Here is a 14,746-nt window from a genome sequence, read left to right as displayed (position 1 = left end):
ATGCTCGAGCTGCCTCGAGACGAAGGGCCCTCGTCTCATCAACCATTTTTAGGAGGAATGACTCATGAATCAACCATACACACAGCCTGTCGACGAACAGGCACCCAAAAACGGGGGGCTGGCCTTGCTCGCCCTCGCCATCAGCGCCTTCGGCATCGGGACGACCGAGTTCGTTCCAGTCGGACTGCTCGCCTCCATCGCCAGTGACTTGAATATCGGCATCACGCTCGCCGGTCTCATCATCTCCGGTTACGCGATTGGCGTCGCCCTCGGTGCACCAATTTTAACCGCGCTCACGAACCGGATGAATCGCAAGACGCTACTCATGACACTCATGGTCGTCTTTATTATCGGAAACTTGGTTTCCGCCCTGTCGACGAGTTTTGAACTGCTGATCGCCGCCCGGTTCATCACCGCCTTTTCTCACGGGGTCTTCTTCTCGATTGGGGCGACCATCGCCGTCCAACTCGTCCCGCCACAAAAGAAGGCGAGTGCCATCGCCCTCATGTTCACCGGCTTGACGGTCGCGACCGTCACCGGCGTCCCGCTCGGCACATTCATCGGGCAGGCGGTCGGATGGCGCGCCACGTTCTTCGCCGTCGCCGCACTCGGGGTCGTCTCAATCATCGCCAGCTTCTTCTTGATCCCGAACGACTTGAAACAGTCACTGCCGGCGAAGTTCTCGGATATGTTGAAATTGCTCACGAACGGCCGTATCCTACTCGGCTTCTTGATCACCGCGCTCGGTTACGGCGGCACGTTCGTCGCCTTCACGTATTTGACACCGATTTTACAGGACGTGACGAACATCAGTCCGAGCTTGATCAGTATCGTCCTGCTCGTCTACGGAATCGCTGTCGCCATCGGCAACTGGGCGGGCGGTAAATTCGCCAATGAAGACCCGGCCAAGGCGTTGTTCTATATGTTCATCGTCCACGCGGCCGTCATGATCGTCATGTCGTTCATGATTCCGTTCAAAGTCGCGGGCCTCATCGCCATCATGTTCATGGGACTGCTCGCCTTCATGAACGTACCTGGACTTCAGCTATATATTGTACCACTCGCTGAAAAATATGTACCGGCCGCGGTCGATGTCGCGTCGGCGCTCAACATCGCCGCCTTCAACATCGGCATCGCACTCGGTGCGACGATCGGGGGAATTGTTGCGGACTCGATTGGTCTTGTCCATACGCCATGGATTGGTGGTCTCATGGTCATACTCGCTGCTATCTTGACCGCTGTCTCACGTCGTTTGGAGGCAAAATAAACGGGACATCATAATCAATCATCCATTTGTTGTTTGATTTGATGAAGAACGATTGACCGACGCAGTCATCGATGAGCTCAAAAAATGAATGCTTCCACATTTCGTGCCACTTTCGTAAAAGAAACATGCCAAAAAGAGACGACTTTCCTATATGAGAAAGTCGTCTCTTTGTTTTATCGCGTACTTCGCCGCCTGTCTCCAATGTTTGTAAACATTCTCCGGACAAACTTGCATCCCCGAAAGCATTAAAACGTGCCCTGCTTTTGCTCAAACAGACGTACGACCCAAAGAATGATACTTACATAAATCGGGAGGCCGATCATGAATGTCAGGAGGTTCTTCGGAACAAACAGATTGTAGCCATATAGAAGTAAAATGGACAAAGCGATGGTGACTGCGTATATCAAAAAGCTTTTCATGAATGTCAGCGTTCGACCTTCATTTGGAGGGGCTCTCCCTCTGACACCGGGATGCCTGCCTCCCATAGTTCAATCGGGAGCGAGACGATAACGTTATGTTCTCGCGGTGCGGTGAGTTTCCGCTTCGTATTCAAATCCAACATCCCCCAACATTCTCCGTCCACGATGAACGCGACTTTCGACGAACGATCGTCCCAGGCGAACCCGACTTCTTCACACGCTTCAATTGGTGGTGAAATTTGATCGTAAATCCAGAGCGCATCCGCAACCCCTTCCATCTCTAACGCATCGTTCAATAGGCAAAAATAAACATACCCTGTCTCCCCGTCGTCCTCAAACACACAGACGTAGCGCTCATTTGGTGAGACCGACTCAATCACAAACGTTTCTTTTTCATTCATCTTGAATCCCCCTTATTGCGAACAATAGAAAAGCCAAGTCATGAGACGACTTGGCTTTCCAGTTCAATTCACTTTATTCTCGAGCTGTTGTAACTTCGTCGAGTAATACTCGATGATGTCACGGCGCCGGATAATACCGATGAAATACTTGCCATCATCGACGACCGGCACGAAGTTTTGATCGGTGATCGCATCGACGAGCTCCTCGATTTGCGCCGTGATCGCCACCGGTTTATAGCGTACGCGTTGCTTGATGTCTTTCAGACGTGTCCGGAGCACTTTTTCGTAATCTTCTTCCCCGCGAAGCTGTTCGGCGAGTGCCCAGAGTAAATCCCCTTCTGTCATCGTTCCGGCGTAAAAGCCGTTCTCGGACACGAGCGGCACCGAGGTGAAACGGTGATGTTTCATCTTCTCGAGCGCTTGGCGTACCGTCGACTCCGGGTCTAAATATTTGACGTCTTCTTTCGGATATAAAAAGAAAGCGATATTCATCTCAAATCTCTCCTCAATCTGTTAATCCACCCCATCATTGTACCATGAATCGTGCGGACGACCGCAATAAATGGTCGCTCCCCACAATTGTTTCACCATCCTTTCATCGATTTATTCATTTTGATTGAAAACGCTTGCCGGATGACCAAATCCGACGACGTGTCTCCCACATTATGTATACCCGAAACAAAACTGTGCTATCCGCCTCGTTACGTAAAAAAAAGCGCCCAAAATCAGGCGCCTTGTCCCATCAAATGAATCGCAACAACGTCTCGTTGAACTTCTCCATCTCATCGAGCACCGTCCCATGCCCGCTCTCTTCGAACCGTTCGATGCGTGCGTTCGGGATACCTTTTTCCATCTCCTCGGCAAACTCGAACGGGCAAATCTTGTCATGGACACCGTGAATAATGAGCGTCTCGACCGCGACATGTTGCAAATCGTCGCGTAAGTCCTCATCGCGCAACGCCTTCGCCGAAGCGATCGTCCCTTGGCTTGATGCGACGAGCGAGAGATGATGGAACCAGTTTTGCATCGGTTTCGAGTGTTCTTTCGCAAAGAAAATCTCTCCGAACCCTTCGAGCATCTTCGGACGATCCTGCAACGTGTCTTGAATCAAGGCGTCGACTTCTTCTTTCGTCATCCCGTACGGATAGTCCGGACGCTGTGTGAACACCGGCGCGGCGGCTCCGGCGAGCACTAATTTCTTCAAGCCGTCGTCCGGGTAGTCGACCGCGTAGCGGATGGCGATCGCGCCACCCATCGAGAAGCCGACGAGCGTGAAGTCCTTGACCCCGAGCCCGTTGACGACCATGTGCACGTCAGATGCCATCGTCGCGTAATCGTAGCCCGTTGCCGGGGCATCCGATTTGCCGTAGCCGCGATAGTCAATCCCGACGTAGCGGTAATATAGTTCCCCATTGTATGACCTCCGATGATTCGTGTTGAGCCGTTGTTGCCCACAAGCGACTTTTCCCGTTTTGTTGAAGTGAAAACCTGTCAACGCGCGCGCCACAGCTCCTCGGCCCGCAAGACGTACTCGACCGTTTTTGCACCTTCCACAAGCACGGCCTCGCGCCACGCCGCATCTTCCGGATAAAACATGGCCATAAATTCTTTACGAATCTCGTTACGCGCCGTCGGGTCTTTCGTCCCTTCGAAATAGAGGCGATTCTCCAGAATGATCGTCAAAAATTCGCGAATCGTCGCTTTCGTCGACGTCCCGAACGTACCGAACTCGAACAATGCCGAGACGAGCCGTTTGTCCGGATAATGGGTATCGCGGACGTAATAGAAGTGGTTCGTCGAATCCCCGAGCACGTCCTGCGGGTCATACGTTTGAACGTTCGCTAGCCCGTATGTCTGTTTCAACGTGTCGACGTCACGGCCGTCCCGTTCACTGACGACCATCGTCACTTCGTTCGTCGGGCCGAGTGCGGTGTGCCAGTCCATATGGACGACGCGGTCGTAGCGCTCGAGCAGGTCGTGTTGCACTTCTTTTATAAAGATGGCCGACGGTTCATCGGCCTCACCGCCGTAATAGACACCTTTCGGGAACTGATACTGACCCATGCCTTTCGCTTCCTTCATCGCCTCGAACCCTTCGAGCTTGATACCGGAGCCGAGGAACGAGTAGATGTGTTCCCGTGCCTCGTGATAGTCGTCAATCACACCGTCCGGGACGAACAGGTGGCGCATCACTTCATACTCTTTGTTGACGTTTCGCGGGAGTGACTCCCGGTCAATGACGTAGTTCCGGTTCAAATCGACGTTATGCTCGTTGACGCGGCGAAAATGCTTCATCCCCCACGGATTGACGGCGTGGATGAGACAGATCCCGGTCGACTCGTGCCGGACGTGTTGAAGCTGTGTCTCGACGAACTGATGCGTCACGGCCGCTCCCGCATACCCTTCGATGCCGTGCTCCCCAATCGTCATGAGGAGCACCACCTCGCGCGAGCCCGGCGGTTCCCCGATGATGACGTCGATCGTGCCTTCTTCAATCGTGTGCGACATCGACCGCGCGCTCGGATAATAGTGTTTCACCGTGTCGAGCAAGCCGAGAAACTTCTCGCGCGACTCTTCATAGGAACTTGAAAAATAATGACTCATGTTGCATCCCTCCTCGTGTCTTCTGTTATCCAATTCCCATTCCGTCGCATGCTAAAAACGCCTCCTTTCGGGGGCGCTTAATGTGTCCGAGCCTTTCGATTATGGTGTTGCCGTCGGAACTCGAACAAGTAGACGAGCGGGGCGAGCAAGACGGCACCGAACAACCAATACGCACCCGGGCTCTCAAACAACGCATTGAACGAGCGGAAGAGCCAGGCGACGACGGCGAAGGCGACGAGCAGTTCGGCCGTCCAAATGACGCCTCGGCGAACGGCGAGCGTGAGCGTTCCGGTCTTCAAGAAGAACGCCGCACCGAATGCGATCAAGAAGGCGGGGAAGCTCGAGAACCAAAGCATCCGGTTCAACGTCGCTTCGGCGAAGTAGCTATTCCCGAGTGAGATGGTGATTACATAGTGAGCGACTAAAATGAGCAAGACGACAATCCAACCGACGAGGACATCACGTTCCCATTTTTTCATCGTTCTCCCTCCTATCTAGAGAAAAAGCCATACTTCTATTTACCCGTTTTCAAAAGGAATCGACTCTCCCTCCACAGAAAAAACGCACTCCGTTTGGAATGCGTTCACTCAATTCTCAAACAAATGATTGGCCCAGTTACGAGCCCGTTCAAGTTCTCCGTCTTTGAGCGGACCTTCTTTCCCGAGGACGAGGAACGATTCTTTCAACACCGGTTCCGCGCCTTTTTCAAGCAGAGACCGTTCGATTCGTGTCGAGGCGTGCCCGAACCACTTCACAATCTTCCCGACGAAAAAGCCCTGGTCTTCCTCGGCCATGCTCGTATCGAACGCAGCGGCTCGCATCCCGCGTAACGCATGGTCAGACATGCCGTCTAAGAACGTCTTGACGTCCTCGGTCTCCCTTCCGCCGTGCGTCGGCGAACCGACGACGAGTAAGTCCAAGTTCGCCAAGTCCCCGTACCCGATGTGACCGACTTGTTCGGCCCTGACTTGATGCAGTTCCCCGAATCCGTCTTTGATGGCATGGGCGATTTTTTCCGTGTGACCGTACATCGAATCATAGATGATGAGAATCTTCATGGCTGTCCCTTCTCTCTTCTTAAGACGTATTTCCCGCTACATCAATCTGTTCCCGATTTGGCCGCACGACTATCCTAATTCAGGCAAGTTCATCTCTTTCTCCTCACTCGGTTCATCCCGAATACAAACAATCCAATCCCGAGCGCAACATACGCGACCGTATCGAGATAATCACGCAAGCTGAACGGTGCGTCATGGCGATACTCGGCCCGCTTCCACCCCGATTCGTCCTCGACCGCAATCACATCCTCAATCGACTCCCCGTCCACAGCACGATATTTCGTTCCAAGTGGATACATGTTCGAGGCGTCCCCGTAATAACTGCCGTCCATATCGTCCGCCATCGTCTTCACCTCACCGACGACGTCACCTAAGTCCGACTCCAACACGGCGACGTCCATCACTTCGTACACCCGTCCGTCCAAGACGACGAACGCATACGCCCACGACAGCGCATGGACCGACACGGTGATCGACAGCAACATGACGACGAGCCACGTGACGCGCCTCATGTGAGTGCCCAGACGAACGTCGCGTTGTCGCTCAAGTCGATGTCGTCCGGCTCGAGTTCTGGCATCCGTTCTTGCGAGTAGAGGATGTCTTCACTGAACGTCAGGCGTGTCGGAGAGAAGACGTGCAGTTCACCCCACGTGTAATCGATTTGAAGCAGCTCACCGAGCGTCGCCCCGGCCCCTTTCGCCAACAGTTCGGCCCGGTGCCGCGCGTTCGCCGCCGCATTCGCGAGCAATTCGTCTTGAACCGCATCCACATCTTTGATTGTGAAGTTGATGGACAGCTTCGGTTCCGCCATCGAGTTGCTGACGTGTTCGATGACCGCGGACAACTGTTTCGTGTCGAGCGGAAACTCGAGCTTCGTCTTTTGCACGCAGACGTACCCACGAAAACGTGATTTATAATTGCCGTCCTCGTCACGATAGCTCTCGTAATCTGTGTCGATCGAGAAGTCGGTCGTCTTTAAAGCCGCCTTCTCAAAGTTTGCCTTCTCGATCGCTTTTTGTAGTCGTGCGATTGCGGTCGCCGCCTCATTCATCGTCTCTTCGTACCGCGTAGCCCGCGTGGTGACATCCATCCTTACGACAATCAAATCGGGCTTGGCCGATACTTTCCCCGTACCTTTGACAGTGATTGTGCGTTCCATCTGATTTCCCCCTTCGTTGTTGGCGAAGCTACATCGTTATGTCTTCCGTCCTACTACGTTGAACAAGCAATTTTTTTGAACGAACGAGCGTCATCATCATTACACTGATTTTATTATTCCCACTCGGCCTGTTTTAGATGTAGCACCTGGCTTATCGGCCGAGCATGGACCGTAACAAAGACGGTTGGGCATGTAAATAATTATGTTCTGGAACGACCGTTTTTATGAGAAGCGGTCGTTTTATTATTTGGCTTGAAACGAAATTACTGTTCCGACAATCCAGCCCACAGCTGCACCAATGACGATTCCATATACGAGTTCGAACCCGAAGATGAGCGGGAGGATGACTCCGAACGAAGACCCGAACGCAAGCCCTAATCCGACGGCAGATTCACGCCATTGATTAGTTGCCATAATATTTACCCCTTTCTTGCTTCTGTCTCAACGCGTCCGCTCCATCATGAACGCCACCATATGCTAAATCGTCCAATGCAATCGCTCCTTTAACGAGTTCTACCCCTTCATAAACCAGAGTACAGAAACATCAGTCACATATCACGTAAACATTTTTTACAGCGGCTCTTCACGGCCGGACTTCCCGACTCCAGATTTGCTTCGAGCAAGGCAACGACTTCGTCCCGGAAGCGTGGATGGAACATACTCAAGTCGAACAGTGCTTGCAGGGAGTTCACGATGACGATGGCGCTCGTCTCGGTGCCAATCCAACCGGTGAGCACATAAACGATCTCGGCCGCCTCTTCTTCTGTCCATGTCATCCGCGGCATGAGTTGCGCCAAGTGCCACCTCACTTCTTGTTGGGTGGCGCGATGCAGTTGCTCGAACAAAGACGCCTGATGCGCTTGAAGCAGCTCCGGATGACGGCGCGTCAGTTTCTCAATCGCGTCCGCACTCCGCATCCGGACGACGGGACGGTCATCGGTCAAGCCGGTCATCAATTCGTTGAATCGGCCGGGGTCGTTGCCGACGAAAGCGACAACCGCGTCGACGTGGCCAATCGAGCGCAAATCTCCACCATTCAATAATTCTCGGATGTCCATTGCTCCACCTCTTTCCTTATTCTCATTTTACAAAAAAAGGGACTCAGTAGACACTGAATCCCGGTAAAACTTATTCGACTGTCGACGCCGCCTCGGCAAGCGCGGCTTCTTCTTTATGATAGTTCTCGACGAACGCATCGAGGTGCGCCCGCACTTCGTTCGTTGATTTCGTGTCCATGAGTTTCACGCGGAGGTCACTCGCCCCGCGGAACCCTTTCACGTAAATCTTGAAGAAGCGGTGCAAGTTTGAAATCGAACGCGGCACTTCTTCTTGGAACTTGTCCTGCAAGTCGAGTTGGAGGCGAAGCAAGTCAAGATGTTCTTCCATCGAATGCTCACGCGGCTCTTTCTCGAACGCGAACGGGTTCTTGAAAATCCCGCGACCAATCATAACGCCGTCGACGCCATACTTCTCGACGAGTTCTAACCCCATCTGACGGTCGAGGATGTCACCGTTGATCGTGATGAGCGTATCCGGTGCAATCTCGTCACGCAATTTGACGATATCCGGAATCATCTCCCAGTGCGCATCGACTTTACTCATCTCGTTGCGCGTGCGCAAGTGAATCGACAAGTTGGCGATGTCTTGCTTTAAGAGATGCGTCAACCAGTCGCGCCACTCGTCAAGCTTCGCGAAGCCGAGACGCGTCTTGACGCTGACCGGGATGCCGCCGGCTTTCGCCGCTTGGATGAGTTCCGCCGCGACGTCGGGACGAAGGATGAGTCCGCTCCCTTTACCGCGCTTAGCGACGTTCGGGACCGGGCAACCCATGTTGATGTCAAGGCCTTTATAGCCCATCTCGGCCATGCCGATGCTCATCTCGCGGAAGTAGTCCGGGTTATCACCCCAAATGTGGGCGACCATCGGCTGCTCGTCTTCGGTGAACGTCAAGCGTCCGCGCAGACTGCCTTTCCCTTCCGGATGGCAGTAGCTGTCCGAGTTCGCGAACTCGGTGAAGAACACGTCAGGACGTCCCGCATGGGCGACGACGTGGCGGAAGACGACATCGGTCACGTCTTCCATCGGGGCAAGTATAAAGAATGGACGCGGCAAATCGCGCCAGAAGTTTTCTTTCATAGAATCATTCCCTTTCGTAGTCAATCCAACAAAATCACTTTATCTATCTTATTATGGACGGGAGAATGTATCAACTGACAATACTTCCAAATTCCTTTAGCCCCGTCCAGTCTCAATGATTTTGAAGAAATGGGCAAACCCGTCTTGCAACAAGTACTCCAATACGCGATCCGTATGCTCGACCGCGACGACGTTCGTTTGCAGCAACGTCTGCAACACCATCCCATCGATTGCCGCCATCGTCCACGCGGCGACCGCTCGTGTTGAGGGACCTTGCTCGACGCCGTATGCCCGCACGAAGATGGCTTCCACCCGACTGATCCAATCCTCGTACTTTTGCTTGAACTTGAGTTGTAGTTCCTCGTTCCCGAGCATCGCCTCATGGGCCAAGTAAAACTGTAATCGATTCTCCGCATCTTTTTTTAATCGGTCCTGCATCCCAGCAAAAATTTCTTGAATGATTTCTTTCACTTCTTTTTGATCTTCAAGAGACACGGTCGCGATCCGGCGAATCTCTCCTAGCCCTTCATCCATCACATCGTACAGAATTGCTTCTTTCGAACTGTAATAATGATAGATGGCACCCGTACTCAGACCCGCTCGCTTGGCAATCCCCCGAAGCGTCGTTCCTTGAATCCCGTGTTCGACGATCGTCGCTCGCGCCGCCTCTAATATTTTTTGCTTTCCTTCGTTCATCATCTGCTCGACGCTCCTCACACAATAATGGCTAATTATATCATAATGATTTGACGGATTTATGACATGTCACTGTGACGTCCCAAACTCGATTGACAACGCTTTCTTAAGTTTGTTATACTTTTCACATAAACATAACGAACGTTCGGTATGTTTTAGAAATCATTTTTTCCACTACACTTTAAAATGAAAGGGGCGTTACGTATGTTCTTCTTTGAATCGATTCCTTGGTACAACGTCGCGATGTGGTTCGTCGTGTTCGGCTTGTTGATCGGGTTGAATGAAATCGTCCGGTCTAGTAAAAAAGCCAGTATCTTCATGTTTATGGTCGTACCGATTGCCTTGACCCCGATTTGGGTCTTCACCGCCGACCCTGAGATCACCTCATGGTTCCATTGGGTGAAAGTGTATTCGGCATTAGCCGGTAGTTTGATTTATATGGTCATCCGCTTCACGGATTATCATAAGAAACATCCGTGGTACCTGATCCTCGTGCCTGGAATTTTAGCGCTCAACATCGCCGAGGCCGTCGTCCGGGAGTTCCAAGTCGGCATCATGGGGTTTGAAGGAATGGTCGACGGGATGGAATACATCTCGGGCGGCTGGAACTATGTGAACGCCGTCGCCGGGATCTTGAACTTGCTCCTCATCTGTGGCTGGGTCGGCATCTTCGCCACATCAGGTAAGAAGAAAGACATGCTTTGGCCGGACCAAACGAAGCTATGGATTGTCGCGTACGGCATTTGGAATATCGCTTACGTCTATTCAAGCGCACCGGGCAACGCGTTCTACTCAGGCTTTGCTTTGAACATCGCCGCGACGGTCCCTGCCCTTCTTTGGGCGAAAGGGACATGGATGCAAAACCGTGCCCAAACGCTATCGTTTTGGATGATGTGGGTCATGACGTTCCCTTACTTCTTCGCCGTCGGCAGCACGTTTAACGTCAGCGTGTCGTATAATCCGGCAGCGAACTGGACCCTTGCCCTTGTTAGTCTAGCACTGAACGTCGTCCTCGCCGTCTGGCAAGTGACACGGATCGTCAAATACAAACTCAATCCGTTGAAAGACGAGTTGTGGAAAGATACGAACGAGTATAAAGAAATCAACGCGATGCGTGAAGATGCAGTTCCTGAACGGGAAACCGCGATCGGTAAAGTGTTGTAAACAAAAGACGGGCCTCAATGCCCGTCTTTTTGCATGTTTTCGCGTAGTTCTCTAGTAACTTCAACCGACTTCGATCTCGTGGGCAGGAAATAAAGCTGATATCTCGGTCACTCTATATTTTTTACGGCGTCACCGTTCATCTCACTCACTCTAAACTCAACTATCCTCTTTATTAATTTGAAAGGAATCGGTTTATCAATCGGAAACTGAACAGAACCTTTTGCACTTTTGTAGTCGGATAACTCATCTTTGAAAGCGTCGATGCCTGCTGGAGTTGGATAAAATCCAATATGATTTTTATATGCTGCAAAGTGCACCAAATTACCTTTTAAATAATACGTGGGCATTTGGTAACTCATCTTTTCTTCTGCCTCAGGGGAGATGTCTTTTACTGACTTCCTCAGCGTCTGGAGGATTGCTTGAACCTCAACAGGAAATTGTAAAATGTATTCATCTACAGTTGTCATTTTAGTCTGTTTCATCATTTACACGATCTCCTCATATCCTGTTTTTGACCAACCCTTCCTTGCTGCTTCTACTGGTGCGCCTTACGTTGACTGACAGCGTGCGACAAAACCAGGTTATAGAGATTTGTCGCTCCTATAGGAATCAAATACCCGTCTGCCGGATGTTTCCAAAAACGTATTGTCTTTCGCACACAGAAGTTGATTGCCTCGCTTCAGTCTCATTTCTACTTCGGCCATCCAATCCATCAGCGCCCTCCCTCGAGTATTGTTTCCACATCTTGAATGAACCGTTCGACTTCCCGCTCAATCAATTCAGCCAACTGCTCCGGCTCATCAAAATCGGGAGAAGATGTCAATGCGCGCTCAAGAATGGCATCTAGATTTTCATCGTTATGGAAGCCTTGTACTGTTTGAAACGTGGTCGCGTACTGTTCCGACAGTGTCCTATTGCGAGCGGACAACCACACCTCAAAGCACTCTGTACCATGGAGATAGACAACTGCGGTTTTAAGCCCTCTCTCTTTCAAAGACGATGTGTTTACCGATACGTAAGACATATCCATATAGCCTGGGTACAGACCGCTCACCTCGTATCCACTCTTCATGAAACGAGATCGCAGGTGCCCTAGAAATTCAAGGATACCTCGATACGCGAGCGGCATGTCTCCTTGTTTGACGGTCGACGTATATGCTTGAATCAACTCAGTCAATGGTTTCAAACCGAGTGCCCTCCTTCGCTGATCAATTTTATAACCCGCCCCCTTCTCCATATGACGTTCAATCGTTATCTTATTCCCTTGTTCACGCTGAATGATTGTTATTCTTTTCAGACATTCGTCAATTGAAACACAGCACTTTCTTCACAAAGCCTCGTCCGCTGCCTTCGAGTTCATACTAATCGCGAGAAGTTGCACACGATTTTATAGTTCGTCGTGTATGATATAATTACTAATAAGTTAATCGAAGTGAAAAGGGTGAAAAAAATGGATCAGAACTCATATATCGAACGTCAAAAACAAGTAAAATTTGCAGTTGGTATGGCCGCAATCGATGGGGGAAAACCAAGTCCTTTTACACAAAAATTGCTGGAGCGATATGAAGATGGCGAAATCACTTCAGCCCAGTTTAAGCAAGCCATTATGGAGAAGTACACGAAAGCACGTCAATCCTAATGGATCCTTACGTATACCCCAACACGAGTGTGCTTATAAATAAGCTTGGGATTACTGACGAACAACAACTGATTACTGTTGAAGCACAGCTCATCATTGCAAACATATTAGAAGTAGAGTCATTCATTTCGGAAGTGGATTTCGATAGTTATCATTCTTTGCAACAACTCCATCGACATCTATTTAATGAACTGTATGAGTGGGCCGGTGAATTTCGTTCAATCAATATTTATAAACATGAGCGAATTTTGGACGGTTTGTCTGTGATCTATAGTGATTCTAATCATATTCGAACAAATTTAGAGTCTATTTTTGATTGGCAACAAGAAATCAAATGGGAGCATAAAAATATACGCCTCCCTGTCTATTTCGCTAAGCTAATGACAGACTTGTGGCGGGTCCATCCTTTCCATGAAGGGAACACCCGCACTGTTTCTGTTTTTATGAAACTTTTTGCTCAACATCATAATTTGCCTTTTAATGCAGAACTGCTTTCCAATAATGCCGGTTACCTTAGAAATGCACTTGTCATGGCTGCCATCAACGAAGCTCCAGACCCGAGCTATTTACACAGAATTATAAATGACGCTTTGGCCACTGATGTCTCTAACAAGTTGGCAAAGAACGATTCCTCTCCCGAAAAATATCGCACAATTGGATCGTACAACGTTTCTAACTATGAAGAGAAGCCGTTCTCTACAGACTACGATGAATCGTGAGTTCTAGCCCAAAGATTATAAAGGCGCTTTAATTATTAAGGCAATAAAATAGCCCTTAGCTGAACCGTATGAAAACGGAAAAGCTAAGGGTTTTTATTATACTTTTTCCATCCACGCCACGGTCTCCACATGCGCCGTATGCGGGAACATGTCGACCGGTGTGACTTCGACTAATTTGTAACCGCGATCCGCGAGATAACGCATATCGCGCGCTTGCGTCGCGACGTTACACGACACGTAGACGATTCGCTTCGGTGCCATCTCGACCATCGTCTCGAGGAATGACTCAGCACAGCCTTTACGCGGCGGGTCGACGACGATGACGTCCGGATTAATCCCGTCTTTCTTCCATTTCGGCAACACGTCTTCTGCCGCGCCGCACGCGTACGTCACGTTATCAATCTCATTGACGAGCGCGTTCTGTTTCGCGTCCTCGATCGCTTCCGGCACGACTTCGACACCGTACACGTGCGCCGCTTTCCGGGCGAGGAACAGACTGATCGTCCCGATGCCGCAATAGGCGTCGACGACTTGTTCCGTCCCGGTCAGTTGCGCGTATTCGAGCGCCTTGCCATACAGCTTCTCCGTCTGGACCGGGTTGACTTGGAAGAACGAGTGCGGAGAAATCGTGAACGTCAGGCCACCGATCTTGTCCTCAATCGTCTCATGGCCATAGAGCAACTTATTCGTCGACCCTAAGATGACGTTCGTCTTGTCCGGGTTGACGTTTTGCATGATCGACGTCACGTCCGGGAGACGCTTCACGATGTCGGCGACGATCTCGTTGACACCTTTGATTTTCGACGTCTTCGTGATGAGGACGATCATCAACTCGCCTGAATGGTATCCGTACCGGGCCATGACGTGACGGATGACACCGCGTCCGGTCTTCTCGTCATAGGCCGGGACGCCGTGTGCTTCCAATACGTCACGAACGACTTGGACCGCTTCGTCATTGCGCTCGTCTTGGATGAGGCACTCCTTCATCTCGACGATGTCGTGCGAACGTGGGCGATAGAAGCCGGCGACTAAACGGCCCCCTTCTTGCTTGAACGGCACTTGCGCCTTGTTGCGGTAACGCCACGGTTCCGGCATGCCAATCGTCTCGTGGACCGGCACGTCGAACTGGCCGAGTCGCTTCAGCGCATCGACGACGCGGTCCCGTTTCTGACGGAGCTGGCCGTCATAGCTGAAATGTTGGAGCTGACAGCCCCCGCATTGATAAAAGATTGGGCACGGCGGCTCGACGCGATCCGCGCTCGCTTGTTTCACATCGATCAAGCGGGCGAACCCGTACTGTTTGTTCGTCTTCGTCACGACGATCTCGACCGTCTCGCCTGGGAGCGCGTTCGGGACGAATAACGTGTAGCCGTCGACGCGCGCCACGCCAGCCCCTTCATGGGTCAGGTCGTGGATGGCGACGTCAAGACGGTCATTCTTTTTAACTGGTAGCATGTGCCTCTCCTTTCTCGATTCAAAAATTC

Annotated in this window: 20 protein-coding genes; 5 read left to right on the top strand and 15 right to left on the bottom strand. The window is 51.2% G+C overall.

Going from position 1 to position 14,746, the window contains the following annotated elements:
• Nucleotides 1-64: 64 nt before the first annotated feature.
• Complete coding sequence (locus KB235_RS05695; RefSeq protein ID WP_211780701.1) at nucleotides 65-1,267, top strand: MFS transporter; 1,203 nt, start codon at nucleotides 65-67, stop codon at nucleotides 1,265-1,267.
• Nucleotides 1,268-1,691: 424 nt separating this feature from the next.
• Here KB235_RS05695 and KB235_RS05690 read toward each other — a convergent pair whose 3' ends face one another.
• The 8 genes from KB235_RS05690 to KB235_RS05655 form a co-directional block, all read right to left on the bottom strand.
• Nucleotides 1,692-2,087 (bottom strand): DUF2251 domain-containing protein, encoded by a 396-nt coding sequence (locus KB235_RS05690; protein ID WP_211780700.1) that lies wholly within the window; start codon nucleotides 2,085-2,087, stop codon nucleotides 1,692-1,694.
• Between the two features lie 63 nt (nucleotides 2,088-2,150).
• Nucleotides 2,151-2,579 (bottom strand): CBS domain-containing protein, encoded by a 429-nt coding sequence (locus KB235_RS05685; RefSeq protein ID WP_021066516.1) that lies wholly within the window; start codon nucleotides 2,577-2,579, stop codon nucleotides 2,151-2,153.
• 250 nt (nucleotides 2,580-2,829) lie between these two features.
• A complete protein-coding gene (locus KB235_RS05680; protein ID WP_211780699.1) occupies nucleotides 2,830-3,594 on the bottom strand; it encodes an alpha/beta fold hydrolase in 765 nt (254 codons plus the stop codon).
• A complete protein-coding gene (locus KB235_RS05675) occupies nucleotides 3,579-4,691 on the bottom strand; it encodes a M14 family metallopeptidase (protein ID WP_211780698.1) in 1,113 nt (370 codons plus the stop codon). The genes KB235_RS05680 and KB235_RS05675 overlap by 16 nt, the downstream gene beginning before the upstream one ends.
• Before the next feature lie 77 nt (nucleotides 4,692-4,768).
• Nucleotides 4,769-5,170, bottom strand: a complete 402-nt coding sequence (locus KB235_RS05670) for a hypothetical protein (protein WP_034817909.1) — start codon at nucleotides 5,168-5,170, stop codon at nucleotides 4,769-4,771.
• A gap of 108 nt (nucleotides 5,171-5,278) precedes the next feature.
• The gene (locus tag KB235_RS05665; RefSeq protein ID WP_211780697.1) at nucleotides 5,279-5,749 is read right to left on the bottom strand and encodes a flavodoxin family protein; all 471 of its coding nucleotides are present in this window, start codon (nucleotides 5,747-5,749) and stop codon (nucleotides 5,279-5,281) included.
• Nucleotides 5,750-5,838: 89 nt separating this feature from the next.
• A complete protein-coding gene (locus KB235_RS05660; protein ID WP_211780696.1) occupies nucleotides 5,839-6,261 on the bottom strand; it encodes a hypothetical protein in 423 nt (140 codons plus the stop codon).
• Nucleotides 6,258-6,908 (bottom strand): SIMPL domain-containing protein, encoded by a 651-nt coding sequence (locus tag KB235_RS05655; RefSeq protein WP_211780695.1) that lies wholly within the window; start codon nucleotides 6,906-6,908, stop codon nucleotides 6,258-6,260. The genes KB235_RS05660 and KB235_RS05655 overlap by 4 nt, the downstream gene beginning before the upstream one ends.
• Before the next feature lie 146 nt (nucleotides 6,909-7,054).
• Here KB235_RS05655 and KB235_RS15815 point away from each other — a divergent pair, with 146 nt between their 5' ends.
• On the top strand, nucleotides 7,055-7,108 hold the full coding sequence (locus KB235_RS15815; protein ID WP_420842160.1) for an excalibur calcium-binding domain-containing protein: 54 nt from the start codon (nucleotides 7,055-7,057) through the stop codon (nucleotides 7,106-7,108).
• Between the two features lie 43 nt (nucleotides 7,109-7,151).
• Here the strand turns inward: KB235_RS15815 and KB235_RS05645 are convergent, their stop codons facing one another.
• From KB235_RS05645 to KB235_RS05630, 4 genes are all read right to left on the bottom strand, one after another.
• Nucleotides 7,152-7,322, bottom strand: coding sequence for a hypothetical protein (locus KB235_RS05645; RefSeq protein WP_211780694.1), 171 nt, complete (start codon nucleotides 7,320-7,322; stop codon nucleotides 7,152-7,154).
• A gap of 134 nt (nucleotides 7,323-7,456) precedes the next feature.
• The gene (locus KB235_RS05640) at nucleotides 7,457-7,966 is read right to left on the bottom strand and encodes a hypothetical protein (RefSeq protein WP_211780693.1); all 510 of its coding nucleotides are present in this window, start codon (nucleotides 7,964-7,966) and stop codon (nucleotides 7,457-7,459) included.
• 70 nt (nucleotides 7,967-8,036) lie between these two features.
• The gene (locus KB235_RS05635) at nucleotides 8,037-9,044 is read right to left on the bottom strand and encodes a tRNA dihydrouridine synthase (protein WP_211780692.1); all 1,008 of its coding nucleotides are present in this window, start codon (nucleotides 9,042-9,044) and stop codon (nucleotides 8,037-8,039) included.
• 96 nt (nucleotides 9,045-9,140) lie between these two features.
• Nucleotides 9,141-9,743 carry a TetR/AcrR family transcriptional regulator gene (locus tag KB235_RS05630; protein ID WP_211780691.1) on the bottom strand — a complete coding sequence of 201 codons (603 nt, stop codon included), beginning with the start codon at nucleotides 9,741-9,743 and terminating at the stop codon, nucleotides 9,141-9,143.
• A gap of 201 nt (nucleotides 9,744-9,944) precedes the next feature.
• On the opposite strand from KB235_RS05630, the gene KB235_RS05625 reads away from it, so the two are divergent.
• Nucleotides 9,945-10,904, top strand: a complete 960-nt coding sequence (locus KB235_RS05625) for a DUF5692 family protein (protein WP_211780690.1) — start codon at nucleotides 9,945-9,947, stop codon at nucleotides 10,902-10,904.
• A gap of 107 nt (nucleotides 10,905-11,011) precedes the next feature.
• Here the strand turns inward: KB235_RS05625 and KB235_RS05620 are convergent, their stop codons facing one another.
• Both KB235_RS05620 and KB235_RS05615 read right to left on the bottom strand, forming a co-directional pair.
• On the bottom strand, nucleotides 11,012-11,386 hold the full coding sequence (locus KB235_RS05620) for an iron chaperone (protein ID WP_211780915.1): 375 nt from the start codon (nucleotides 11,384-11,386) through the stop codon (nucleotides 11,012-11,014).
• Between the two features lie 230 nt (nucleotides 11,387-11,616).
• On the bottom strand, nucleotides 11,617-12,090 hold the full coding sequence (locus tag KB235_RS05615; protein WP_211780689.1) for a DUF7000 family protein: 474 nt from the start codon (nucleotides 12,088-12,090) through the stop codon (nucleotides 11,617-11,619).
• A gap of 264 nt (nucleotides 12,091-12,354) precedes the next feature.
• Between KB235_RS05615 and KB235_RS05610 the strand changes: the two genes are divergently transcribed.
• Both KB235_RS05610 and KB235_RS05605 read left to right on the top strand, forming a co-directional pair.
• Nucleotides 12,355-12,543 (top strand): antitoxin VbhA family protein, encoded by a 189-nt coding sequence (locus tag KB235_RS05610; protein ID WP_024370554.1) that lies wholly within the window; start codon nucleotides 12,355-12,357, stop codon nucleotides 12,541-12,543.
• Nucleotides 12,543-13,262, top strand: coding sequence for a Fic/DOC family protein (locus KB235_RS05605; protein ID WP_211780688.1), 720 nt, complete (start codon nucleotides 12,543-12,545; stop codon nucleotides 13,260-13,262). The genes KB235_RS05610 and KB235_RS05605 overlap by 1 nt, the downstream gene beginning before the upstream one ends.
• A 96-nt stretch (nucleotides 13,263-13,358) precedes the next feature.
• Here KB235_RS05605 and rlmD read toward each other — a convergent pair whose 3' ends face one another.
• On the bottom strand, nucleotides 13,359-14,717 hold the full coding sequence (gene rlmD / locus KB235_RS05600; protein ID WP_034817896.1) for a 23S rRNA (uracil(1939)-C(5))-methyltransferase RlmD: 1,359 nt from the start codon (nucleotides 14,715-14,717) through the stop codon (nucleotides 13,359-13,361).
• Nucleotides 14,718-14,746 lie beyond the last annotated feature (29 nt).

Source organism: Exiguobacterium alkaliphilum (assembly GCF_018138125.1).
Lineage (GTDB): Bacteria > Bacillota > Bacilli > Exiguobacteriales > Exiguobacteriaceae > Exiguobacterium > Exiguobacterium alkaliphilum.
This window is presented reverse-complemented; position numbering and strand designations above follow the sequence as displayed.

What these genes read in the sequence shown, in the direction of transcription:
- KB235_RS05695 (WP_211780701.1), top strand. Translation starts at nt 65, where the DNA reads ATGAATCAACCATACACACAGCCTGTCGACGAACAGGCACCCAAAAAC.
- KB235_RS05690 (WP_211780700.1), bottom strand. Translation starts at nt 2,087, where the DNA reads ATGAATGAAAAAGAAACGTTTGTGATTGAGTCGGTCTCACCAAATGAG.
- KB235_RS05685 (WP_021066516.1), bottom strand. Translation starts at nt 2,579, where the DNA reads ATGAATATCGCTTTCTTTTTATATCCGAAAGAAGACGTCAAATATTTA.
- KB235_RS05675 (WP_211780698.1), bottom strand. Translation starts at nt 4,691, where the DNA reads ATGAGTCATTATTTTTCAAGTTCCTATGAAGAGTCGCGCGAGAAGTTT.
- KB235_RS05670 (WP_034817909.1), bottom strand. Translation starts at nt 5,170, where the DNA reads ATGAAAAAATGGGAACGTGATGTCCTCGTCGGTTGGATTGTCGTCTTG.
- KB235_RS05665 (WP_211780697.1), bottom strand. Translation starts at nt 5,749, where the DNA reads ATGAAGATTCTCATCATCTATGATTCGATGTACGGTCACACGGAAAAA.
- KB235_RS05660 (WP_211780696.1), bottom strand. Translation starts at nt 6,261, where the DNA reads ATGAGGCGCGTCACGTGGCTCGTCGTCATGTTGCTGTCGATCACCGTG.
- KB235_RS05655 (WP_211780695.1), bottom strand. Translation starts at nt 6,908, where the DNA reads ATGGAACGCACAATCACTGTCAAAGGTACGGGGAAAGTATCGGCCAAG.
- KB235_RS05645 (WP_211780694.1), bottom strand. Translation starts at nt 7,322, where the DNA reads ATGGCAACTAATCAATGGCGTGAATCTGCCGTCGGATTAGGGCTTGCG.
- KB235_RS05640 (WP_211780693.1), bottom strand. Translation starts at nt 7,966, where the DNA reads ATGGACATCCGAGAATTATTGAATGGTGGAGATTTGCGCTCGATTGGC.
- KB235_RS05635 (WP_211780692.1), bottom strand. Translation starts at nt 9,044, where the DNA reads ATGAAAGAAAACTTCTGGCGCGATTTGCCGCGTCCATTCTTTATACTT.
- KB235_RS05630 (WP_211780691.1), bottom strand. Translation starts at nt 9,743, where the DNA reads ATGATGAACGAAGGAAAGCAAAAAATATTAGAGGCGGCGCGAGCGACG.
- KB235_RS05625 (WP_211780690.1), top strand. Translation starts at nt 9,945, where the DNA reads ATGTTCTTCTTTGAATCGATTCCTTGGTACAACGTCGCGATGTGGTTC.
- KB235_RS05620 (WP_211780915.1), bottom strand. Translation starts at nt 11,386, where the DNA reads ATGAAACAGACTAAAATGACAACTGTAGATGAATACATTTTACAATTT.
- KB235_RS05610 (WP_024370554.1), top strand. Translation starts at nt 12,355, where the DNA reads ATGGATCAGAACTCATATATCGAACGTCAAAAACAAGTAAAATTTGCA.
- KB235_RS05605 (WP_211780688.1), top strand. Translation starts at nt 12,543, where the DNA reads ATGGATCCTTACGTATACCCCAACACGAGTGTGCTTATAAATAAGCTT.
- rlmD (WP_034817896.1), bottom strand. Translation starts at nt 14,717, where the DNA reads ATGCTACCAGTTAAAAAGAATGACCGTCTTGACGTCGCCATCCACGAC.